Below are 19,461 nucleotides of genomic sequence, written 5' to 3'. Positions count from 1 at the left end.
CAAATACTGTAGGCTTAATCATCATAGTACAATGTCATTATGAAAAAATAGCATCACCAAGCCTATAAAAAAATTAGGGAAAGCGTTTATACACGCTTTCCCATTTTATGTTCTACAAAAAAAGACAATAATCTAAGAAACTCGTTCACCATGGGCTTGCTTATCAGCATGATACGAAGATCTTACTAATGGACCACATGCCGCATGTTTAAAACCCAGTTCTTTTGCCACTTCCTCATAACGCTCAAATTCAGACGGTGGTACAAAACGAGCCATTGGAAAATGATGCTTTGATGGTTGCAAATATTGACCTATGGTTAACATTTCAACGCCATGAGCACGTAAGTCTTTCATGACTTCAACGATTTCTTCGAACTCTTCTCCCATACCAACCATAAGTCCAGATTTTGTAGGGACATCAGGACAGCGGTCTTTAAAGTTCTTAAGTAAATCGAGGGACCATTGATAGTCAGAACCCGGGCGTACTTGACGGTACAAACGTGGTATTGACTCTAAGTTATGGTTAAACACATCTGGTGGGGCAATTTGTAACGTGTCTATTGCTACTTCCATACGTCCACGAAAGTCTGGTACCAGTGTTTCAATTTCAATTGATGGGCTGGCTTTACGCGTTTCCGTAATACAATCAACAAAGTGTTGTGCACCACCATCACGTAAGTCATCACGATCTACAGAAGTAATCACAACATACTTAAGCTTCATATCACGAATCGCGGCAGCCAATTCTTTTGGTTCATCTTGGCTCAAAGCATTCGGCCTACCATGAGCAACATCACAGAAAGGACAGCGTCGAGTACAAATATCCCCCATAATCATAAATGTCGCTGTACCATTACTAAAACATTCACCTAAATTTGGGCAATTAGCTTCTTCACAGACTGAGGCAAGTTTATGTTCACGCAATGTTTTTTTAATACGTGCGATTTCCGGAGAAGACGGCATTCTTACACGCAACCAATCTGGTTTACGAGGAATCTCTTCTGTCGGAATCACCTTTACTGGGATACGGGCCATTTTCTCAGCGCCACGGAGTTTTTCTCCTTTGACGACGCGTTTTACTTCTGCTGTCATGTTAATTCCACCCTTGTTGGATAGTCGGATGTTCGTGCCCAAGTAATTCAGATAACTGATTTGCCAACTGAACAACAACTTCTTGATATGTGACGTTCGGGTTTAAACGCACCATATCAATCATTTCTAACCCCTGATAACCACAAGGGTTTATACGGTTAAATGGAGATAAATCCATATCCACATTCAATGCCAAGCCATGAAAAGAACAACCTCTTCTCACCCTTAAACCAAGAGAAGATACTTTCTTTTCCTCTACATAAACACCGGGAGCATCTGCTTTAGCATAAGACTCAATATCATTTTCTCTCAGCGTTTGAATCACCGTATTTTCTAATACAGTAACCAGCTCTCTAACCCCAAGTTTGGAACGTTTCAAATCAATTAAGACATAAGCAATTAATTGCCCAGGGCCATGATAGGTAACTTGCCCCCCTCTATCGACAGGAATAACAGGAATATCTCCAGGAGCAAGCAGGTGCTCGGCTTTTCCTGCTTGTCCCTGAGTAAAGACACAAGGGTGTTGCAGTAACCAAATCTCATCAGCCTGTTGAGAGTCACGATTTTGAGTGAATGCTTTCATTCTTTCCCAAGACTCTTGATAGTCAACTAAGCCTAGGTCACGGCATATTAATTCTGCATTCATCACATAACCATCTTAACATTAGTAATCGCCATTAAATCTTTATGCAATTCGGCCAGCTGGGCTTCGTGAGTAGCCAAGATTCGAAAGGTAAAACTAATGAATTTACCTTTACTTGAACGGTTTGAGCCAACATTTTTATCATCTACTTCTGGCGCATGCTTTTTGACCACATCCAAAACCGTTATGAAAATCAGCTCATCTTCAAGCGCAACCACTTTGACCATATAGTTTTCACATGGAAAAACAATTTTCGGGGCGTCCTTAGACTCTCTAGTCGTAAGGTCACCATTCTTAGTAACTAATGCCATAATGCCTACTGTATTAAAGAATTCAAATATCTTGTTACTAAAACAAGTTCATAAAAAAGAGCTTCACTTTATCTAACAAGCGCTTAAATAACCCACCTTCTTCAATGGCTTCTAAAGCAACTACATCTCTTTCAAGCAAAACATTGCCTTCTGTTCCAACAACAATTTTACCTAACACGTCACCAACAGCAATTGGTGCTTCAATGACAGGCTGTAAATCTAATGTTGCAGGAAGCGCATCTGTTTGCTGACGAGGTATCGTAACCAGCACATCTTCAGCAAAACCGATTTTAACCGATTCATTTTCACCACCCCAAACTTTGGCTTCATTTACCACTTGTCCACGGCTATATAGCTTACGAGTTTCAAAATACCGAAAACCATAATTCAATAATTTTTGTGTTTCTGCGGCTCTGGCTTCATCGCTGCTTGTCCCCATTACAACGGTAATCAAGCGAGTACCATTACGCACCGCTGAAGCGGCTAAACAATAACCCGCCTCATCTGTATGACCTGTTTTTAAGCCATCAACAGTAGAGTCTCTCCAAAGTAATTTATTACGGTTAGGCTGTTTAATACCGTTATAAGTAAAATATTTTTCTGAGTACATTGGGTAATTATCAGGAAACTGAATGATTTTAGCTCTTGAAAGTAAGGCTAAATCAAAGGCGCTTGAGACATGACCATCCGCAGGGAAACCAGTCGAGTTCACAAAATGACTGTTTTTCATACCAAGAATTTGCGCATGCTGGTTCATCAGATCCGCAAACGCCGATTCACTACCCGCGACATGCTCTGCCACCGCAACACTGGCATCATTACCCGACTGGATGACAATACCCCTCATCAAATCTTCTAAAGATACTTGGGTCCCTTCACGAATAAACATACGAGAACCTTCCATTCTCCATGCTTTTTCGCTAATACTCACTTTATCATCAAGAGAAACATTGCCTCGAGCCAGCTCATATTCAACAATATAGGCTGTTAACAATTTTGTTAGGCTTGCTGGTGGTAGTTCTTGATGTGAATTGTTTTCAACCAACACATCTCCAGTATAAGCATCCATTAGAATATAACTACTCGCAGATAATTGCGGAGGGGCCGGAATCAGGGAAGGCGCAGCAGTAACCGTTAAAGAGCAAAAGCCCAACAATGTGGTAAAAAGTAAAATTAGATTTTTCATAACCAACTTAAATCTTTTAATGAAAATGAGAGTGAATGATACTAAAGGGAGAACGCAATCTCTAGCTTAATCCTTAATCTAAGGCAAAAAGGCAATTCTAATTGGCCTAGAAAATCCAGCCGCTTCAATCCTGCCGCTCCATAAATCGAGGTCGTTTAAGGAATTATATGGGCCAACTATCACTTTATAAAGGTTATCTCTCTGCTTCTTTACACTAACTTTAATTTGAGTATCAAACTTTTGGATCAATTTGGCCTTTAAATTGTTCGCTGAAACAGAAGAACTAAACGCACCTAATTGGAGATGAGTAAAACCAACCGCGGTATTGACACTGAGATTATCGTTACTTTCTAAGGCAACGGGTACTTTTGTGGCAACCCTTGGTGGAGCATAAGTTTCACCTTTCGCCGGCGTAATGGCTTCAATTTTGACTCGAGCTAAGCCTTTTTTATGATAATCAAGCCGTGCGGCAGCAGCATAAGACAAATCAATTAATCGATTGCCATGGAAAGGTCCACGATCATTCACACGCACAATGACACTTTTATTATTATCCAAGTTAGTGACTTTCAAGTAGGTCGGTAAAGGCAGACTTTTGTGTGCAGCAGAGAAACTATACATATCATAGGTTTCGCCATTAGACGTTTTATGCCCATGAAACTTATTACCATACCATGAAGCAGTACCAATGGCAGTGTAACCTTTTGCGGAGTTCATTACCCTATAGGTTTTCCCCCAAACCTTATAACTGGATTTGTTCCCTCCCCTGCTTTTTGGTTCCCATACAGGAACTAAGTCAGGCAAATGATCCACTTTAACATCGCCTGTAGGTGCGTGGTCTTGCAATATAGAATAACGCCCCCCGCCCGATGCTTTTTCGTAATCAGCCACTGTTTTTGTAGAAGAATTATTAATATGCTCAGTACTAGTACAAGCCGACAATAAAACCGCTAGAGCACCACTTATAAGACGTTTCATTTAACCCCATTAGTGTCATGAATCAATTTAGATAGTTCAATTACCGCCATTGTGTAACGCCTACTAGGGTTGTAACTCATCAAGGCGAAAAAATTATTATACGCCAACCAATAATCAATTTCCTCAGGTCCTGATTGCAATCGAATCAATCCAGATTTAATTTTCGGAAAGGAAGCAGAAACATCCACACCCAACGCTTTCCAAGTTGACGGGTAATTAAAAGGCTTTCTTTGCTTATTCGACCAGGATTTAATCTCCTGGCTCTGTTGTTGCGCTTTATCTACAGTCACAAAGTCAAGAATAGGTCCATTTGCTTGCCAACCATTTGCCTTTAAATAATTGGCGATACTTCCGATTGCATCCGCGGAAGATTTCCAAAGGTCTACCTCACCATCACCGTCAAAATCAATTGCTAGCTTACGGTAATTAGAAGGCATAAATTGCGCCATACCAAGAGCCCCGCTATAAGATCCTTTTATCGTTTCAATTGGCCAACCTTTTTCTCTCGATAGCAATAGATAGGCTTCTAATTCACTTCGAAAGTAATCACCACGCCTTGGGTAATCAAACGCTAATGTTGATAGTGAGGTGAATACATCTCGGCTCCCAGTAATTCGCCCATAATAGGTTTCGACACCCGCAATGGCTACAATGATTTCGGCAGGCACACCAAAGTCTCGCTCCGCTTTATCTAACCACTGTTTATTAAGTTTTAAAAACGTTTTTCCTGAGTCAACTCGAGACCTTTCTACAAAGCGTTTTTTATATTCGTAATACGGAGTAATCACTTCAGGTTGATTATTCGACTTGTGAATGACCTGTTGCCTAGGCTTTATATGACTAAACGCATTGATCAAAAGAGACTGATCATAACCATGTTTATCCCCCATGTAGGTGATAAATGCATTCACATCCTCCTTTCCCAAAAAACTCTCTGACACAATCAAGTCATTATTTAATAGCTTAGAAGAGGCGTCGCCTTCAAGTAGCACCGCATTATTTTTACTCTCTACTGTGCTACAAGAGACGGTTAAAAAGCATACTAATGTTGTCCATAGTAATTTCATTATCATCTCGCTTTCTTGTGAGTCTGTATAGACATTAAAATACCGAACGTCGCCATGATGGTAATAATAGAGGTTCCACCATAACTGATTAGTGGAAGAGGCACACCAACTACAGGAAGAATCCCTGAAACCATGCCAATATTAACAAACAAATAAACAAAAAAAGTTAATGTTAAACTGCCAGCTAACAGACGCGCATAATTATCTTCAGCCATGGTAGATATATACAAGCCACGAGCGATAATAAGTAAATACGCAACCAATAGTGTAATACAACCAACCATACCAAATTCTTCAGCCAGCACGGCGATAATAAAATCAGTATGACTCTCCGGTAAAAAATCTAATTGAGCTTGAGTCCCTTCCAGCCACCCTTTACCATAAACCCCACCAGAGCCAATCGCCGTTTTTGACTGAATAATGTTCCAGCCTGAACCTAAAGGGTCGCTCTCTGGGTTCAAGAATGTTAATACTCGTTGCTTTTGATAAGAATGCATAACTTGCCATAAACTAAAACCAGCCAAGGGAGCTAACGCAAAAGCACCAATGATATAACGCCACTGTAGACCCGCTAAAAATAATACAAAGATACCCGAAACGGCGACTAATAAAGAGGTGCCCAAATCAGGCTGTTTAGCAATCATTAAAACGGGCAGCATAATGATAAATAACACCATCAATATATGCTTTAATTTTGGAGGCAGATGCCGATCAGAGAAATACCATGCGACAGTCATTGGCATAACAATTTTCATTAGCTCAGATGGTTGAAAACGAAAACCACCTGGCAACTCTAACCATCGTTGAGCTCCTTTCGCTCCCACCCCAAAAAACAATACGGCGGCCAACAGAGACAGTGCAAAAAGGAACAATACCGGTGATGCTCTACGCATATATTTTGGAGGCAGTTGAGCCAAAGCAATACAGGCAGAAAAACCTAAAGCAAGACGAAACATTTGCCTTTCAACCATGTCGTCTCTCTGACCTGAGGCAGAATACAGAACAACCAAACCACCAGAAATTAACAACAGTAGAGACACCATTAGCAATACATCAATGTGCGCTAACTTCCACAGTCTCGCATTAGTGAAAGCCATAACTCTTGAATACAAGGAGCCGTTCATAAATTTGGTCCTTTCAGATAATCGTACTCTTCTGGGTAATCATCTAATAAATACGCGTCAAACAGTTTTTTTGTTAAATCAGCAGGCTTAGCACTACTGCCACCATTTTCAAAAATAGCAAACACAACAATTTTGGGTGCTTTTGATGGCGCAAACCCAATAAACAAGGCATGATCATGTAATCGAGCTTCAAGTTTATCGGCCTCGTATTCCTCATCTTCTTGCAAACTAAAGACCTGTCCAGTCCCTGTTTTACCCGCTATTTTATAAGGTGTTCCCTGTAACCGTCTTGCCGTTCCTTTACGATCTGATATCACCTTCTCCATAGCCGTCACCACTTTCTCCCAATTACGCTGATTTTTTAGCGTAATGGTTTTTGTTGTAACTTCCTCTTGTAGCAATTCAAAGTCATCATTGCCTATTTTCTTTGCCATTCTAGGAGAATGCCACACACCTCTATTTGCAATAACCGTCGTAGCTGATGCTATTTGTAACGGGGTTGCCACCATAAACCCCTGACCTATCCCAATGTTAACGGAATCACCCGGGTACCATGGCTCTTTATACTTCGCTTTTTTCCACTCATTAGAGGGAAGCAACCCATTACTTGCACCGTTTAAATCCAGAATCGCAGGTGAGCCAAAACTCAATTTTTTCAAAAAATTATGTATAGGAGTAATACCCATTTTTTGAGCCAATTGGTAATAATAAGTATCAACGGATTCAATTATGGATCTCTCTAAATTAACCCAACCATGCCCACCTCGCTTCCAATCTCGATAACGTCGTCCATTAGGGTTAATCTGATAATAACCCTGAGCGTAAAAACGCTCCTCCCAACTTGAAAATCCATTTTCTAAACCAGCCAACGCCATAAAGGGCTTTATTGTTGATGCGGGGGGATAACCCCCTCTTAATGCTCTGTTAAACAGTGGCAATCTTGGGGAGTTACGAAGAATGGCGTAGTTTTTATAAGAAATCCCTCGAACAAACAAATTTGGGTCGTAACCTGGCTTACTTACAAGAGCAAGAATCCCTCCCGTCTCAGGATCTATCGCGATAACAGATCCTTTATATGTGCCAAGTGAATCATAGGCATATTGCTGTAAACGAGCATCTAGATGCAACTGAATATTATTGCCTGGTGTCGGATTTTGACGCTCAAGTTCTGACATAATTCGCCCACGAGCATTCACTTCCAACTTACTTAGCCCAGGAATCCCAAACAATTCTTTTTCATAAAAATCTTCTACTCCAGACTTACCAATATATAGAGCACCTTGATAAATAGCCGGATCAACACGCGCGAGATCTTTTTCCGTAATACGACCTACATATCCAATAGCATGAGCAAACGCTTCTCCAAAGGGGTAATATCGCGTCAGCTGTGCCTCAACCTGCACACCATCCCATTTATATAAGTCAACCGACAGTTTGGCCCATTCTTGATCGGTAAGTTGCTGCTTTAACGTAATGGATTGATAAGGTCGTCGGTAAGATTTACGTTTTTCATTAAATGAATCCCACTCTTCCGGAGTGATATCAAGAACCGCTTCAAGCTCTTCCCTCAATTCGGAAAAATTCTCAATTCTTTCGGGGGTAATGGTTAAACTATGGATAGGACGGTTATCAGCTAATACAAGGCCATTACGATCATAAATCAAGCCTCTAGGAGGAGGCTCTGGTATCAACATCACTCTATTTTCATTAGCTTTAGTTTGATAACGATCAAACTCAACAACCTGCAGAAAAAACAGCCTCCCAACTAAAATAGCAACCATTATAAGCACAAGAATCCCAGAAACAATGACTCGCCTCTGAGTTAAAGATTGCTCCTGCCGATAGTTACGAAAATACTGTTGACCCTGACCCATTTAAGTATCCTCTACCTATGGTAAGGATGATTATTCATCAATGTCCAAGCTCGGTATATTTGCTCAGCAAGAATAACACGGACAATAGGATGAGGAAGGGTAAGTTTAGATAATGACCAGCACTTATCCGCTTTTGCAGTACATCGAGGGTCTAACCCATCAGGACCACCGATTAGCAAACATAAGTTACTGCCTTCCATTCGCCACTCTTGAGCTTGATCTGCAAGTTGCTCCGTAGACCACTCCTTACCTAAAACCTCCATGGCAATGACTTTTTCATTTGCAGAAATAGCGTCTAACATAGCATCACCCTCTTTACGAATTGCTTTAGCTATGTCAGCATTTTTTCCCCTTGGAGCCATAGGAATTTCTACAAGCTCAAGAGAAAAATCTTTAGGCAAACGCTTAGTGTAATCGGCAAAGCCTTCTTGAATCCATTTTGGCATTTTTGTGCCGACGGCAATCAATCTAATGCGCATGTTAACTAATACCTATAAAACTTCCGGAGTGATATTCCAAAGTTTTTCTAAGTCATAAAAAGAACGGGCTTCGTCCGTCATCACATGTACAACAACATCATGTAAATCAACCAACACCCAGTCACTGCCCATTCCCTTGCCTTCAAAACCTAACGGTTGCAAGCCATTCTTTTTCGCATGTTCAACCACATTTTGCCCTAAAGCATTAACATGACGCTTAGAAGTACCTGTACAGATAATCATGTAATCCATCATATCCGTATGAGCTTGAACATTTAGCACAGTGATCTTATCACCCTTAACATTCTCTAGAGACTCAATTGCTAAAGCAAGAATTTGATCATTTGTGTAGTTTTGATCGCTCATGTATTTGTATTTTCCTGTAAATAAAGTTTATTTGTATCAATATATTTTCGTACTGAATTGGGTAACAAGTAAGCAATAGATCGATTACTTGCCACTAACGCTCTAATCATGCTTGATGAGATGTCAAGAGGGGCTAAAGTCTCAAACCAGATACTTCCTGAGGGTGCGCATTGTAACTCAGCTATAGAGGAAGCACGATACTTTTCATAATAGTTATTCAACTCATCCGAAAACGTAGGATTCCAACCAGGCCGAGAAACAACGAAAATATGTGCATAAGAGGTCAGAAGGTGCCAATCTTTCCAATAGTTTAGCGATAAAAAACTGTCCATACCAACAATCATAACAATTGAGGCGTCCGCTCCCAGCTCGACCCTAAGCTCTTTAAGGGTATCAATAGTATAACTGGGTTTAGAGCGAAGCACCTCTCTATTATCAATCGTCAATCTAGCATCAGACTCAATCGCCAGATCCAACATATTTAATCTATGGAGAGTTGACACTGTCGGTCTAGATTTATGGACTGGCTGCAAGCAAGGAACTAATTTTAGCTCATCAAGAGAAAACAAATCAGCCACCTCAACCGCAACTCTTAAATGCCCATTATGAACTGGATTATAAGTCCCTCCCATAATGGCAACCACTTTTAAAGTGCTCTGATTCACTTGATTAGACACTTACAACACTCTTAATTATCACGTATATGCCCATCACCCAAGACAACAAATTTTTGACTAGTTAGACCAAGTAAACCAACAGGACCACGAACATGAATTTTATCTGTTGAAATACCGATCTCCGCCCCAAACCCATACTCAAAGCCATCTGCAAAAGCGGTTGATGCGTTTACCATGACAGATGAAGAATCTACTTCCGTCATGAAAATTCGAGTTTTAGTATAATTCTGGCTAATAATAGCATCCGTATGGTGAGAGCCGTATTTATTAATATGTTCCATTGCCTCATCGATACCAGATACAAGTTTAATAGACAGTTTTGGCGCCAAATATTCTGTATACCAATCGTCTTCAATCGCCAAGCCTATTTCATTTGAATATTGTTGACTACTTTCACAACCCACTAACTCAACACCTTTGCTAACAAACTCTCTCACTAAACGGGGCAAAACCTGATCAGCGATATCGGCATGAACCAATAAAGATTCCATAGCATTACATACGCCATAACGCCTTGTTTTAGCATTGATCGCAATAGTCAACGCCTTCTCTACATCTGCTTCATCATCAATATACACATGACAATTACCATCTAAATGCTTAATAACGGGAACTTTAGCGTCTTTTGAAATTCTCTCTATCAAGCCTTTGCCACCACGAGGAACAATAACATCAATATAATCAGGCATTGAAATCATTTCACCTACGGCTTCCCTATCCGTTGTATTCACTATCTGTACTGCATGCTCTGGAAAACCAACTTTATTTAAACCAACCACAATCGCTTCCGCTATAGCTTGGTTTGAGTGATAAGCTTCACTTCCACCTCTTAATACTGTCGCATTACCAGATTTCAAACATAGGCTTGCCGCATCAATCGTAACATTAGGACGCGACTCATAAATAATGCCAATCACACCTAAAGGCACTCTCATCTTGCCGATCTGAATACCTGAAGGACGATAAGCCATATCGGTAATTTCACCAATAGGGTCAACAAGATTGGCCACCTGAGTGAGCCCTTCAATCATGCTGGATATTTTTTTATCATCCAATAACAACCTATCCAGCAACGCGGGACTAAGACCTTTTTGATTACCTGCATCCATGTCTTTCTTATTTGCCAATTTCAATTGAGGTCGAGCATTATCTAATGCAACAGCCATTGCCATTAACGCCGCATTTTTATCTTGTGTAGAAGCACGCGCCAAAATACGAGACGCTTTACGCGCTTGTTGACCCACTTGTTGCATATACATTTTTACAGACATTCTAGACTCTCAAAAAATATTAAATTAAACATTAAAGCAATTCTATCAAGTATTTCTTTTAATAAAGTTATACTAACATACAAGTATTTATTCTTTTTAGCATTTCCATGAGGTTTCTTTGAGCTTTCATCCTAATTACTCATTTAAAACAATCGGTGTAATTCATTCTTGCTATACTCAAAAATTTGGTATCCCTCGCCAACCTGGGCTGGTAAACGAAGCAACTGCAACTCTTGAACTACTGCCTCCGTTTAACAGAGTAGATGTGATTGAGGGACTCGAAGATTTTTCTCATATTTGGATACAGTTCATTTTTCATGAGTGCATAAAAGAGAATTGGAAGGCAAAAGTACGCCCGCCTAGATTAGGAGGAAAACAAAAGGTAGGCATATTTTCCTCAAGAGCCACACATCGACCAAATCCATTGGGTTTATCCGTTGTCAAACTTGGTCGTATTTATCAAAAAGATAAGCAAATTTTTATTGAGTTACATGGAAGCGACTTACTCGATGGAACGCCAATAGTTGATATAAAACCCTACCTTCCTTACGCTGACATTGTTCAAGATGCGAAAGGAGGTTTTGCACCCTCTCCACCCAAACTCAATAAAGTCACTTTTTCTCCTCTTGCCAACAAACAATGTAAGGCATACCTAAATGAGACAGGCAGAAATGCAGCCACCCTCATTAGTGAAATTTTGTCACAAGACCCTAGACCATCTTATTTGCATGACAAGGAAAACAAACAATATGGAATTCAACTTTGGGATATAAACATCAGATGGCAAGCCAAACCAGGTCACTTCAAAGTACTGTATGTAGAAAAGGTAAAGAATGAACAGCCAGACATTAAGGGCACTATAAAATGATATCTAAAAAAGCATTCTTAAAAGCTTATCAAGACGTAAAAAACCTTACCGAAGAAGAGTCAGCACACAACCCGATCTATAAATCCAAACGAGATGAAGAACTCATAAAAGAATACCATTTTGCAAAATTCAAAAAAAACGAACAACAACTAAACAAAAGTAAAGAGTTTCAGGAGTTATTATCTAAAGAAGAATGGACTAGCGAGGATATAAAGCGTTTTTTACAAGAACTTAAATAAAAATTCTTATTTATCAATTAGTTACCGATTTTATATAGAGTTTTTAACCCTATACCCAAAGTTATCCACACATTCTGTGCATAGTTTCATTGTCAATATAAAAGTTAACTTTTCTTCACTTTAAAACTTAATTTTATACAAAAAAAATGCGAGCACTTGGCTCGCATTTTGTAACACTTAAAAAGTCAAAACTTAGTTTTGATTTTCTAACTGAGCTTTAATCAAATCACCGATAGTCGTTGGACCACTTGCTTCAGCTTGCTGTTTTTCAGAATGAGACTTAAGAGCAGCCTTCTCTTCTGTAGCATCTTTCTGCTTGATAGAAAGAGCAACAGTACGAGCTTTACGATCTAAATTAATGATCGCTGCTTCAACTTTATCGCCTTCTTTCAATACAGTAGTCGCATCTTCAACACGCTCACGGCTCAATTCAGAAACCTTAAGAGTTGCCTCAACACCACTAGCTAGAAGAATAACAGCGCCTTTAGCGTCTACTTCTTTCACAGTACCTTCAACGATAGCACCTTTGTCATTTTCAGCTGCGAAACCAACAAAAGGATCTTCTTCAAGTTGTTTAACACCCAAAGAAATACGCTCACGTTCAGCATCGATAGACAATACAACCGTTTCAAGGTTATCGCCTTTCTTATATTGACGAACAGCTTCTTCACCTGTTTCATCCCAAGAAAGATCGGATAAGTGAACAAGACCGTCAATACCGCCTTCAAGACCGATGAATACACCGAAGTCAGTGATGGACTTGATTGCGCCTGAAATCTTATCGCCTTTGTTGTAAGAAGTAGCGAACTCTTCCCATGGATTAGGAGTACATTGCTTAACACCTAGAGAAATACGACGACGTTCTTCGTCAATATCTAGGATCATAACTTCTACTTCATCACCAATTTGAACAACTTTAGATGGGTGAATGTTTTTGTTTGTCCAATCCATTTCAGATACGTGAACAAGACCCTCAACACCTTCTTCAAGCTCTGCGAAACAACCGTAATCAGTAAGATTAGTTACTTTAGCTGTTACTTTAGTGCCTTCTGGGTAACGGGCTTTGATTGCTACCCATGGATCTTCACCCAATTGCTTAAGACCTAGAGATACACGATTGCGCTCACGGTCAAACTTAAGAACTTTAACATCAATCTCATCACCAACAGCAATGATTTCGCTTGGGTGCTTAATACGCTTCCAAGCCATGTCAGTGATGTGTAGAAGACCATCAACACCACCAAGATCAACGAATGCACCGTAGTCAGTAAGGTTCTTAACGATACCTTTAACTTCTTGACCTTCTTCTAGAGAAGCTAGAAGAGTTTCACGTTCTGCACTGTTAGTTGCTTCCATAACAGCGCGACGAGAAACAACAACGTTGTTACGTTTTTGATCAAGTTTAATCAGTTTAAACTCAAGATCTACACCTTCAAGGTGAGAAGTATCACGGATCGGACGAACGTCAACCAAAGAACCAGGTAAGAAAGCACGGATATTTGCGATGTCAACAGTGAAACCACCTTTGACTTTACCGTTGATAACACCTACAACGATTTCGCTGTTTTCATATGCTTTTTCAAGAACTTCCCAAGTTTCAGCACGTTTCGCTTTTTCACGAGACAATTTAGTCTCACCGAAACCATCTTCAACAGCATCAAGAGCAACTTTTACTTCGTCGCCGACTTTTAAAGTGAATTCACCGCTTTCAGATAGAAATTGAACGCGAGGAATAACACCTTCAGATTTTAGACCTGCATGAACAGTTACCCACTCACTATCGATATCAACGATAATACCAGTAACAATCGAGCCTGGAGCCATTTCTACGGTTAACAGGCTTTCTTCAAACAGTTCAGCGAAGCTTTGAGTCATTGTGTTTCCTTTAATTTAGTACGCTAGCGTACTTTAACCATACAACCAGCCTGTACGGGGTAATTTTATGATGATGCAAGAAAGATTCGGCTGGTTCTTTCTCGACTAAAAAAACGTTTAGATAAACGAAAATGCTTTACGCCATACCTTTTTTTACCACTTCAGCAAGAATAATTTCTACCACTTGCTCAACTGTGGTTGACGTACTGTCTATCACTATAGCTTCAATAGCAGGAACAAGAGGCGCAATTGCCCTATTAGCATCACGCTCATCCCTCTCTTTTATAGAAGCCACTAAATCTTGAAGGTTAACATCTTCACCTTTCGCTTGCAATTGCAAATAACGTCTACGCCCTCTTTCTTCTGCAGAGGCCGTCAAGAATATTTTAATCGTGGCATCAGGAAAAACCACTGTCCCCATATCTCGACCATCTGCAATCAAACCAGGATCCTGTGCAAACGCTCTCTGGCGCAACAGCAACCCCTCTCTAACTGCTGGTAACGCGGCCAATATAGACGCTTGATTTCCCACCGCCTCGGTACGGATAGCCTGAGTAACAATTTCACCTTCTAAAATAATATCTAATTTCCCATCATCGCCTTGTAGAAATTGAATATCCAAGTGCTCAGCTAATATTTTAAGCGTATCATGATCGTCCGTTGACATATCATGATGAGATACCGCAAGTGCCAGAAGCCGATAAAGAGCCCCACTATCTAATAGGTGCCACCCTAGTTTATCCGCCAATATCTGACTGACAGTACCTTTACCTGCACCACTCGGTCCATCAATCGTGATAACAGGAGACTGATTTATCATATTACTTCCTCTTTCAAAACTACTGCATTAAAGAACACTGGACACCCAATGATTCAGTAACACGCTCAAACTCATGAAATTCTTTAAACAGCCCAAAGCAGTCATGAACCTTAATAGCAGCAGAACTTCTTGCCCCTAACGCAATTTGCGCCATCGCCAACAAGTAATCACCTGCACTATCTAAATCACCACCATTGGGTACACCCCCCTCAATTTCCACATAGTCATTACCTATAACACAGGTAACTCCTACTTTAATTAGGGAATCAATTAAGCTTCTTAACCGCTCTTCACATTCAAAAGGCAACTTATTAATGCCATTCACTCTGCTCTTTCCTTTGGCAAAAACAGCAGCGACACAAAGAAACACCAATTCCTCACGCACTAGAAGGGCCTCATCCGCATCAATATAGAACGCAGAAAGTGTCGAAAATTGGACCACAATTTTTTCTGAGTTTTCAGGCACAATAGCCATCAAAGACAAGGTCTCTATACTCGCCCCTGCCCGCCTCAAAACGGACAAATAGCCTGTTCTAGTATCGTTAACAAGCACATTATCAACCTCCAACCTAGAACCAGGCAAAATACTTGCCAACAAAATCAACCAAGCTGTTTTTGTTACATCCGCAGGTAAGGCAATATCAACAGACTGAAGGTTTACCGAATCAGGAAAAGTCAACATATTTGCACTTTCTTGTACAGAACAACCAAACGCAAGCAAAAGATTTTCAGTATGGTTTCGTTTCGAGGAAGCCTTACCTAAATCAACCGAACATGAACCCGACTCATTAGCCAAATAACAAGCCGCAAAAAGAGCCGACATTTTTGCTTGCGCATAAGAACCATGAACAACAACGTTTAATTTTTCACGTTTATTTGGCTTGATATGAACCGGCAAGCCTGACGTCGAAGAAGATGCAACCTCTGCTCCCATTGACTCAACCACAGGCAACACATCATTTAGCGGCAAATCCAGTAAATCACCTTCTCCAACTAAAGACACTGAAAAATTTTGCCCAGCCAATATTGGCAATAAGACATACAAGGTTGTTGAAGAGTTACCTACATTTATGGGTGCGATTGGCGCTTTCAATCCCCTCAAACCAACACCGTGTATTCGTAATTGACCTTCGCCTAATTCCTCTATTACAACCCCCATATCTCTAAACGCCTGCACAGTAAGTCTTGCATTAGAACCAATATCTAAATTACTTAACAAACTAATACCTTCCGCAAGAGAGGCCATTGCAATCGCTCGATGAGATAAAGACTGATCACCTGGAAGAGAAACACTACCTTTAATAGAACTCATTAACGGGAATGTAACTGAAAGCGATTGAATCTTTTCATTACCCGCCGCCTTTTCCTCAAGCAACCTTAAAAAATGATCCCTGGCTGACTTCGCTCTAGTAAACACACCAAACATAGAAGCACTATCTGATGTCTCAATCGCCACCTTCATCTGATCAAGTTTCTCCATAAACTCATTCAGAACAACTAAAGTGGCGTCTTTGTTGGCCAAGAAAACGTCTCGCCACATAACAGGATCACTTGAAGCAATCCGAGTGAAGTCTCTAAATCCGCCAGCAGCAAACCGAAACACATCCTGCCTTAACTCACTATTTGCCAAAGAGTCAACCAGAGTATAAGCCAACAAATGAGGTAAATGGCTGGACCCAGCCAAGACAAGATCATGATGATCCACATCCATGCTAACCACCTCACCACCAATAGAAGCCCAAAATGAGTGCAACCGATCCAACAGAGAGAGATCACTTGTCACAAGAGGGGTAACAATAACCTTATGGTTTTCAAATAAATTCGGATTAGCCGCCAACACACCGCTTTTTTCAGCACCTGCTATAGGGTGGCCAGGAATAAAGTTAGCAGGAACACAACCGAAAACACGCTTTGCCGATTCAATAACACTGGACTTTGTCGAGCCCACATCCGTCACTAACGTAGTCTCTCTTAACATTGGCGCTATAGTAGCCAGTACATGCTCCATTGCACGAACCGGTGTAGCCAATAAAATTATATCCATCTTGGCAATAGCATCAGGAGTCAACTCGATTGAATAATCAATAACACCGGTTGAAATTCCTAATGAGAGCTCCGTTTCTCGACGGTCATAACCATATAAAGTTGCTAGACCTCTGTCTTTTAATGCTTTAGCGACAGACCCGCCGATCATACCAAGACCGATGATCAGTACATTTCCAAACCCTTGAGACGCTTGTGGCAATGACAATTAAACCTCCACCAAACTACTACTGATCAACGATCAACATAAGCAAAAATAAAAACAGCTAATTTACAAGACAGCTATTGGATAGGAACCCAACACTTTTACTTCGGAAGCACAGGCCTGCAATTCTTTAATCAGAACCTGAGATATTTCAGATTGATAATGCCCTTCAAAGTCAATGTAGAAAATGTACCCCCACTTGCTCATAAGCGACGGACGCGTCTCTAATCGGGTCATACTAACCCCCAATCTTTTAAAAGGTTCAAGCAAGCTATACAAAGCACCCGCTTCATTTTTTGCACTAATCAATAATGACGTTTTATCTTGCCCACTCTCAGGCACATCTTGATGACCGATAATTAAAAAGCGCGTCGTATTATCAGGCCTATCTTCAATATTCGAAGACACCTTCGTTAAACCATATAGCTCACAGGCAATCTCACCAGCAATAGCCGCTACTGAGCGACCATTTCTAGCCGATTCAGAGACCATTTTCGCCGCCTCCGCATTCGAGTTAACGGCGACACGCTCAGCATGAGGCCAGTAGCGATCCAACCAAGCTCGACATTGAGCCAATGATTGCTGATGAGAATAAATATGAGTAACTTCATCAGGGTTAATAGAAGGTGCTACCAACAAATGATGATGGATTCGCTCCTCCACTTCACCACAAATTTTCAGCTTAGAATCTCTAAAACTATCCAACGTGTGATTCACCACACCTTCGGTAGAGTTTTCAACGGGTACAACTCCATAATTTGCCGAACCAGATTCAACTTCACGAAACACCTCATCGATTGCTGCCATAGGCGCACTCACTATCGACTTACCAAAATGCTTAATCGCCGCCTGCTGAGTATAAGTACCTTCAGGACCTAAAAAAGCAATTCGCATTGGCTTCTCTAACGCAAGACAAGAGGACATAACCTGGCGAAAAATTCGTGCCATCTCCTCATTACCTAAAGGACCTAAATTCCTTTCCATTACTCGTCTTAATACTTGCGCCTCTCTTTCTGGGCGATAGAAAACAACTTCCTCATCCCCCTGATCGGCCAACTTCACCTCTGCCACTTTCTGAGCACAACGTGCACGCTCATTGATTAATTGCTGAATTTCGTTGTCAATCGCATCAATACGATCGCGCAATAATGGTAAGGTCTCAGGCACATCCATTTTTTTATTAGTCATATTTTATTACCCGTAGCGCTTTTCAAACGACAACATAAAATCAACCAATGCTTGAACGCCTTCCAGCGGCATAGCATTATAAATACTCGCTCTCATACCACCAACAGAACGATGACCTGCTAAGGTTTTTAAACCTGCCACCTCAGACTCAGCAAGAAACGTCTTTTCAAGCGACGCATCAGCCAATACAAACGGAACATTCATTCTTGAGCGGGAATTGATATGAATAGGGTTCGAGTAAAACTGACTATTATCAATTGCCTGATACAATAATTTGGATTTTTCAATATTGACCGTTTCCATCGCAGCAACGCCACCACGCTGCTCCAACCATTCAAAAACTAAGTCAGCAAGATAAATAGCAAAGGTTGGCGGGGTATTAATCATGGAATCATTGGCCGCTAAGTTAGCAAAATTCCACGTTGTTGGTAATGATTCTTGGCTACGCGCCAATAAATCTTTACGCACAATGCAAATAACCACACCAGCCGGACCCACATTCTTCTGTGCACCCGCGTAAATCATGCCATAGCGACTAACATCTATCTCACGAGACAGAATAGTGGAAGATAAATCCGCTACAATAGGTAAATTGGTTTCAGGCAAATCCGCAAACTCAACACCACCAATCGTTTCATTAGGAGTAATGTGCAAATAAGCGGATGACTCATCTATATTCCAATCAGAAAAGCTTGGAACATGAGTATAGTTATCACTTTTTGACGAAGCAACAACCTGAACCTCACCATATTTTGTAGCCTCTTTAATCGCCTTAACAGACCAGGCACCCGTATCTAAATAGCTTGACGAACGATACCCAGCCATCAAGTTCGCAGGAATTTGAGCAAATAACGAGGAAGCGCCACCTTGAACAAATAAGATCTCATAATCGTCATTTATATTTAAAAGCCTAGCCAAGCGTGCTTTTGCCGAATGAAGAACCGAAACAAACTCATCACTGCGATGACTCATTTCCATTACCGACATACCCACACCATGCCAGTCCAACATTTCTTTTTGCGCCTTAAGCAGAACTTCTTCAGGAAGCGCAGCAGGACCAGAACAAAAATTATACACTCGACTCATTACAACAAACACCTCTAAAAAGGACACACCTTAAACCAACAAAAATGCGGCCCCACAGCCGCATTTTAA

Annotated in this window: 19 protein-coding genes; 2 read left to right on the top strand and 17 right to left on the bottom strand. The window is 40.7% G+C overall.

What is annotated here, in order from left to right; all coding sequences use genetic code 11:
• Window positions 1-132: 132 nt before the first annotated feature.
• The 12 genes from lipA to O1D97_RS17595 all read right to left on the bottom strand — a co-directional run bounded on the left by lipA (window position 133) and on the right by O1D97_RS17595 (window position 11,068).
• Window positions 133-1,092, bottom strand: a complete 960-nt coding sequence (lipA, locus tag O1D97_RS17650) for a lipoyl synthase (protein WP_269127490.1) — start codon at window positions 1,090-1,092, stop codon at window positions 133-135.
• A gap of 1 nt (window position 1,093) precedes the next feature.
• Window positions 1,094-1,738: a lipoyl(octanoyl) transferase LipB gene (gene lipB / locus O1D97_RS17645; RefSeq protein ID WP_269127489.1), complete on the bottom strand. Its 645-nt coding sequence runs from the start codon at window positions 1,736-1,738 to the stop codon at window positions 1,094-1,096.
• Window positions 1,738-2,046 (bottom strand): YbeD family protein, encoded by a 309-nt coding sequence (locus O1D97_RS17640; protein ID WP_269127488.1) that lies wholly within the window; start codon window positions 2,044-2,046, stop codon window positions 1,738-1,740. The genes lipB and O1D97_RS17640 overlap by 1 nt, the downstream gene beginning before the upstream one ends.
• Before the next feature lie 37 nt (window positions 2,047-2,083).
• Window positions 2,084-3,232 (bottom strand): D-alanyl-D-alanine carboxypeptidase family protein, encoded by a 1,149-nt coding sequence (locus O1D97_RS17635; protein ID WP_269127487.1) that lies wholly within the window; start codon window positions 3,230-3,232, stop codon window positions 2,084-2,086.
• Between the two features lie 78 nt (window positions 3,233-3,310).
• On the bottom strand, window positions 3,311-4,210 hold the full coding sequence (locus O1D97_RS17630; RefSeq protein ID WP_269127486.1) for a septal ring lytic transglycosylase RlpA family protein: 900 nt from the start codon (window positions 4,208-4,210) through the stop codon (window positions 3,311-3,313).
• Complete coding sequence (gene mltB, locus O1D97_RS17625; protein WP_269127484.1) at window positions 4,207-5,277, bottom strand: lytic murein transglycosylase B; 1,071 nt, start codon at window positions 5,275-5,277, stop codon at window positions 4,207-4,209. The genes O1D97_RS17630 and mltB overlap by 4 nt, the downstream gene beginning before the upstream one ends.
• Before the next feature lie 2 nt (window positions 5,278-5,279).
• The gene (gene rodA, locus O1D97_RS17620) at window positions 5,280-6,401 is read right to left on the bottom strand and encodes a rod shape-determining protein RodA (protein WP_269127483.1); all 1,122 of its coding nucleotides are present in this window, start codon (window positions 6,399-6,401) and stop codon (window positions 5,280-5,282) included.
• Window positions 6,398-8,275, bottom strand: a complete 1,878-nt coding sequence (mrdA, locus tag O1D97_RS17615) for a penicillin-binding protein 2 (protein WP_269127482.1) — start codon at window positions 8,273-8,275, stop codon at window positions 6,398-6,400. The genes rodA and mrdA overlap by 4 nt, the downstream gene beginning before the upstream one ends.
• Window positions 8,276-8,286: 11 nt before the next feature.
• Window positions 8,287-8,754: a 23S rRNA (pseudouridine(1915)-N(3))-methyltransferase RlmH gene (rlmH, locus tag O1D97_RS17610; protein WP_269127481.1), complete on the bottom strand. Its 468-nt coding sequence runs from the start codon at window positions 8,752-8,754 to the stop codon at window positions 8,287-8,289.
• 12 nt (window positions 8,755-8,766) lie between these two features.
• The gene (gene rsfS, locus O1D97_RS17605) at window positions 8,767-9,120 is read right to left on the bottom strand and encodes a ribosome silencing factor (protein WP_269127480.1); all 354 of its coding nucleotides are present in this window, start codon (window positions 9,118-9,120) and stop codon (window positions 8,767-8,769) included.
• Entirely contained in the window at window positions 9,117-9,797 is a 681-nt protein-coding gene (nadD, locus tag O1D97_RS17600; protein WP_269127479.1) for a nicotinate-nucleotide adenylyltransferase, read from the bottom strand. Before nadD ends, rsfS begins: the two co-directional genes overlap by 4 nt.
• 11 nt (window positions 9,798-9,808) lie before the next feature.
• The gene (locus O1D97_RS17595) at window positions 9,809-11,068 is read right to left on the bottom strand and encodes a glutamate-5-semialdehyde dehydrogenase (RefSeq protein WP_269127477.1); all 1,260 of its coding nucleotides are present in this window, start codon (window positions 11,066-11,068) and stop codon (window positions 9,809-9,811) included.
• A gap of 118 nt (window positions 11,069-11,186) precedes the next feature.
• Here O1D97_RS17595 and tsaA point away from each other — a divergent pair, with 118 nt between their 5' ends.
• Both tsaA and O1D97_RS17585 read left to right on the top strand, forming a co-directional pair.
• Window positions 11,187-11,936, top strand: coding sequence for a tRNA (N6-threonylcarbamoyladenosine(37)-N6)-methyltransferase TrmO (gene tsaA, locus O1D97_RS17590; RefSeq protein ID WP_269127476.1), 750 nt, complete (start codon window positions 11,187-11,189; stop codon window positions 11,934-11,936).
• Window positions 11,933-12,175 (top strand): hypothetical protein, encoded by a 243-nt coding sequence (locus O1D97_RS17585; protein WP_269127475.1) that lies wholly within the window; start codon window positions 11,933-11,935, stop codon window positions 12,173-12,175. The genes tsaA and O1D97_RS17585 overlap by 4 nt, the downstream gene beginning before the upstream one ends.
• Window positions 12,176-12,367: 192 nt before the next feature.
• On the opposite strand, the gene rpsA is transcribed toward O1D97_RS17585, so the two are convergent.
• From rpsA to serC, 5 genes are all read right to left on the bottom strand, one after another.
• A complete protein-coding gene (rpsA, locus tag O1D97_RS17580) occupies window positions 12,368-14,050 on the bottom strand; it encodes a 30S ribosomal protein S1 (protein WP_269127474.1) in 1,683 nt (560 codons plus the stop codon).
• Between the two features lie 136 nt (window positions 14,051-14,186).
• The gene (cmk, locus tag O1D97_RS17575) at window positions 14,187-14,870 is read right to left on the bottom strand and encodes a (d)CMP kinase (protein WP_269127473.1); all 684 of its coding nucleotides are present in this window, start codon (window positions 14,868-14,870) and stop codon (window positions 14,187-14,189) included.
• A 19-nt stretch (window positions 14,871-14,889) separates the two neighbouring features.
• Window positions 14,890-17,121 carry a prephenate dehydrogenase/arogenate dehydrogenase family protein gene (locus tag O1D97_RS17570; RefSeq protein ID WP_269127472.1) on the bottom strand — a complete coding sequence of 744 codons (2,232 nt, stop codon included), beginning with the start codon at window positions 17,119-17,121 and terminating at the stop codon, window positions 14,890-14,892.
• Between the two features lie 63 nt (window positions 17,122-17,184).
• Window positions 17,185-18,306, bottom strand: coding sequence for a prephenate dehydratase (gene pheA / locus O1D97_RS17565; RefSeq protein ID WP_269127471.1), 1,122 nt, complete (start codon window positions 18,304-18,306; stop codon window positions 17,185-17,187).
• A gap of 6 nt (window positions 18,307-18,312) precedes the next feature.
• Complete coding sequence (gene serC / locus O1D97_RS17560) at window positions 18,313-19,392, bottom strand: 3-phosphoserine/phosphohydroxythreonine transaminase (protein ID WP_269127470.1); 1,080 nt, start codon at window positions 19,390-19,392, stop codon at window positions 18,313-18,315.
• Window positions 19,393-19,461: the final 69 nt, after the last annotated feature.

The organism is Marinomonas phaeophyticola, from assembly GCF_026966905.1.
GTDB classification, from domain to species: Bacteria; Pseudomonadota; Gammaproteobacteria; order Pseudomonadales; family Marinomonadaceae; genus Marinomonas; species Marinomonas phaeophyticola.
Note: the sequence above shows the minus strand (reverse complement) of the source record. Positions and strands in the feature narration are given on the sequence as shown.

Coding starts and splice junctions, on each gene's coding strand:
- pheA (WP_269127471.1), bottom strand. CDS start 18,306: ATGACTAATAAAAAAATGGATGTGCCTGAGACCTTACCATTATTGCGC.
- rlmH (WP_269127481.1), bottom strand. CDS start 8,754: ATGCGCATTAGATTGATTGCCGTCGGCACAAAAATGCCAAAATGGATT.
- cmk (WP_269127473.1), bottom strand. CDS start 14,870: ATGATAAATCAGTCTCCTGTTATCACGATTGATGGACCGAGTGGTGCA.
- O1D97_RS17635 (WP_269127487.1), bottom strand. CDS start 3,232: ATGAAAAATCTAATTTTACTTTTTACCACATTGTTGGGCTTTTGCTCT.
- O1D97_RS17585 (WP_269127475.1), top strand. CDS start 11,933: ATGATATCTAAAAAAGCATTCTTAAAAGCTTATCAAGACGTAAAAAAC.
- lipA (WP_269127490.1), bottom strand. CDS start 1,092: ATGACAGCAGAAGTAAAACGCGTCGTCAAAGGAGAAAAACTCCGTGGC.
- rodA (WP_269127483.1), bottom strand. CDS start 6,401: ATGAACGGCTCCTTGTATTCAAGAGTTATGGCTTTCACTAATGCGAGA.
- serC (WP_269127470.1), bottom strand. CDS start 19,392: ATGAGTCGAGTGTATAATTTTTGTTCTGGTCCTGCTGCGCTTCCTGAA.
- rsfS (WP_269127480.1), bottom strand. CDS start 9,120: ATGAGCGATCAAAACTACACAAATGATCAAATTCTTGCTTTAGCAATT.
- O1D97_RS17630 (WP_269127486.1), bottom strand. CDS start 4,210: ATGAAACGTCTTATAAGTGGTGCTCTAGCGGTTTTATTGTCGGCTTGT.
- O1D97_RS17640 (WP_269127488.1), bottom strand. CDS start 2,046: ATGGCATTAGTTACTAAGAATGGTGACCTTACGACTAGAGAGTCTAAG.
- rpsA (WP_269127474.1), bottom strand. CDS start 14,050: ATGACTCAAAGCTTCGCTGAACTGTTTGAAGAAAGCCTGTTAACCGTA.
- mltB (WP_269127484.1), bottom strand. CDS start 5,277: ATGAAATTACTATGGACAACATTAGTATGCTTTTTAACCGTCTCTTGT.
- lipB (WP_269127489.1), bottom strand. CDS start 1,738: ATGAATGCAGAATTAATATGCCGTGACCTAGGCTTAGTTGACTATCAA.
- mrdA (WP_269127482.1), bottom strand. CDS start 8,275: ATGGGTCAGGGTCAACAGTATTTTCGTAACTATCGGCAGGAGCAATCT.
- O1D97_RS17595 (WP_269127477.1), bottom strand. CDS start 11,068: ATGTCTGTAAAAATGTATATGCAACAAGTGGGTCAACAAGCGCGTAAA.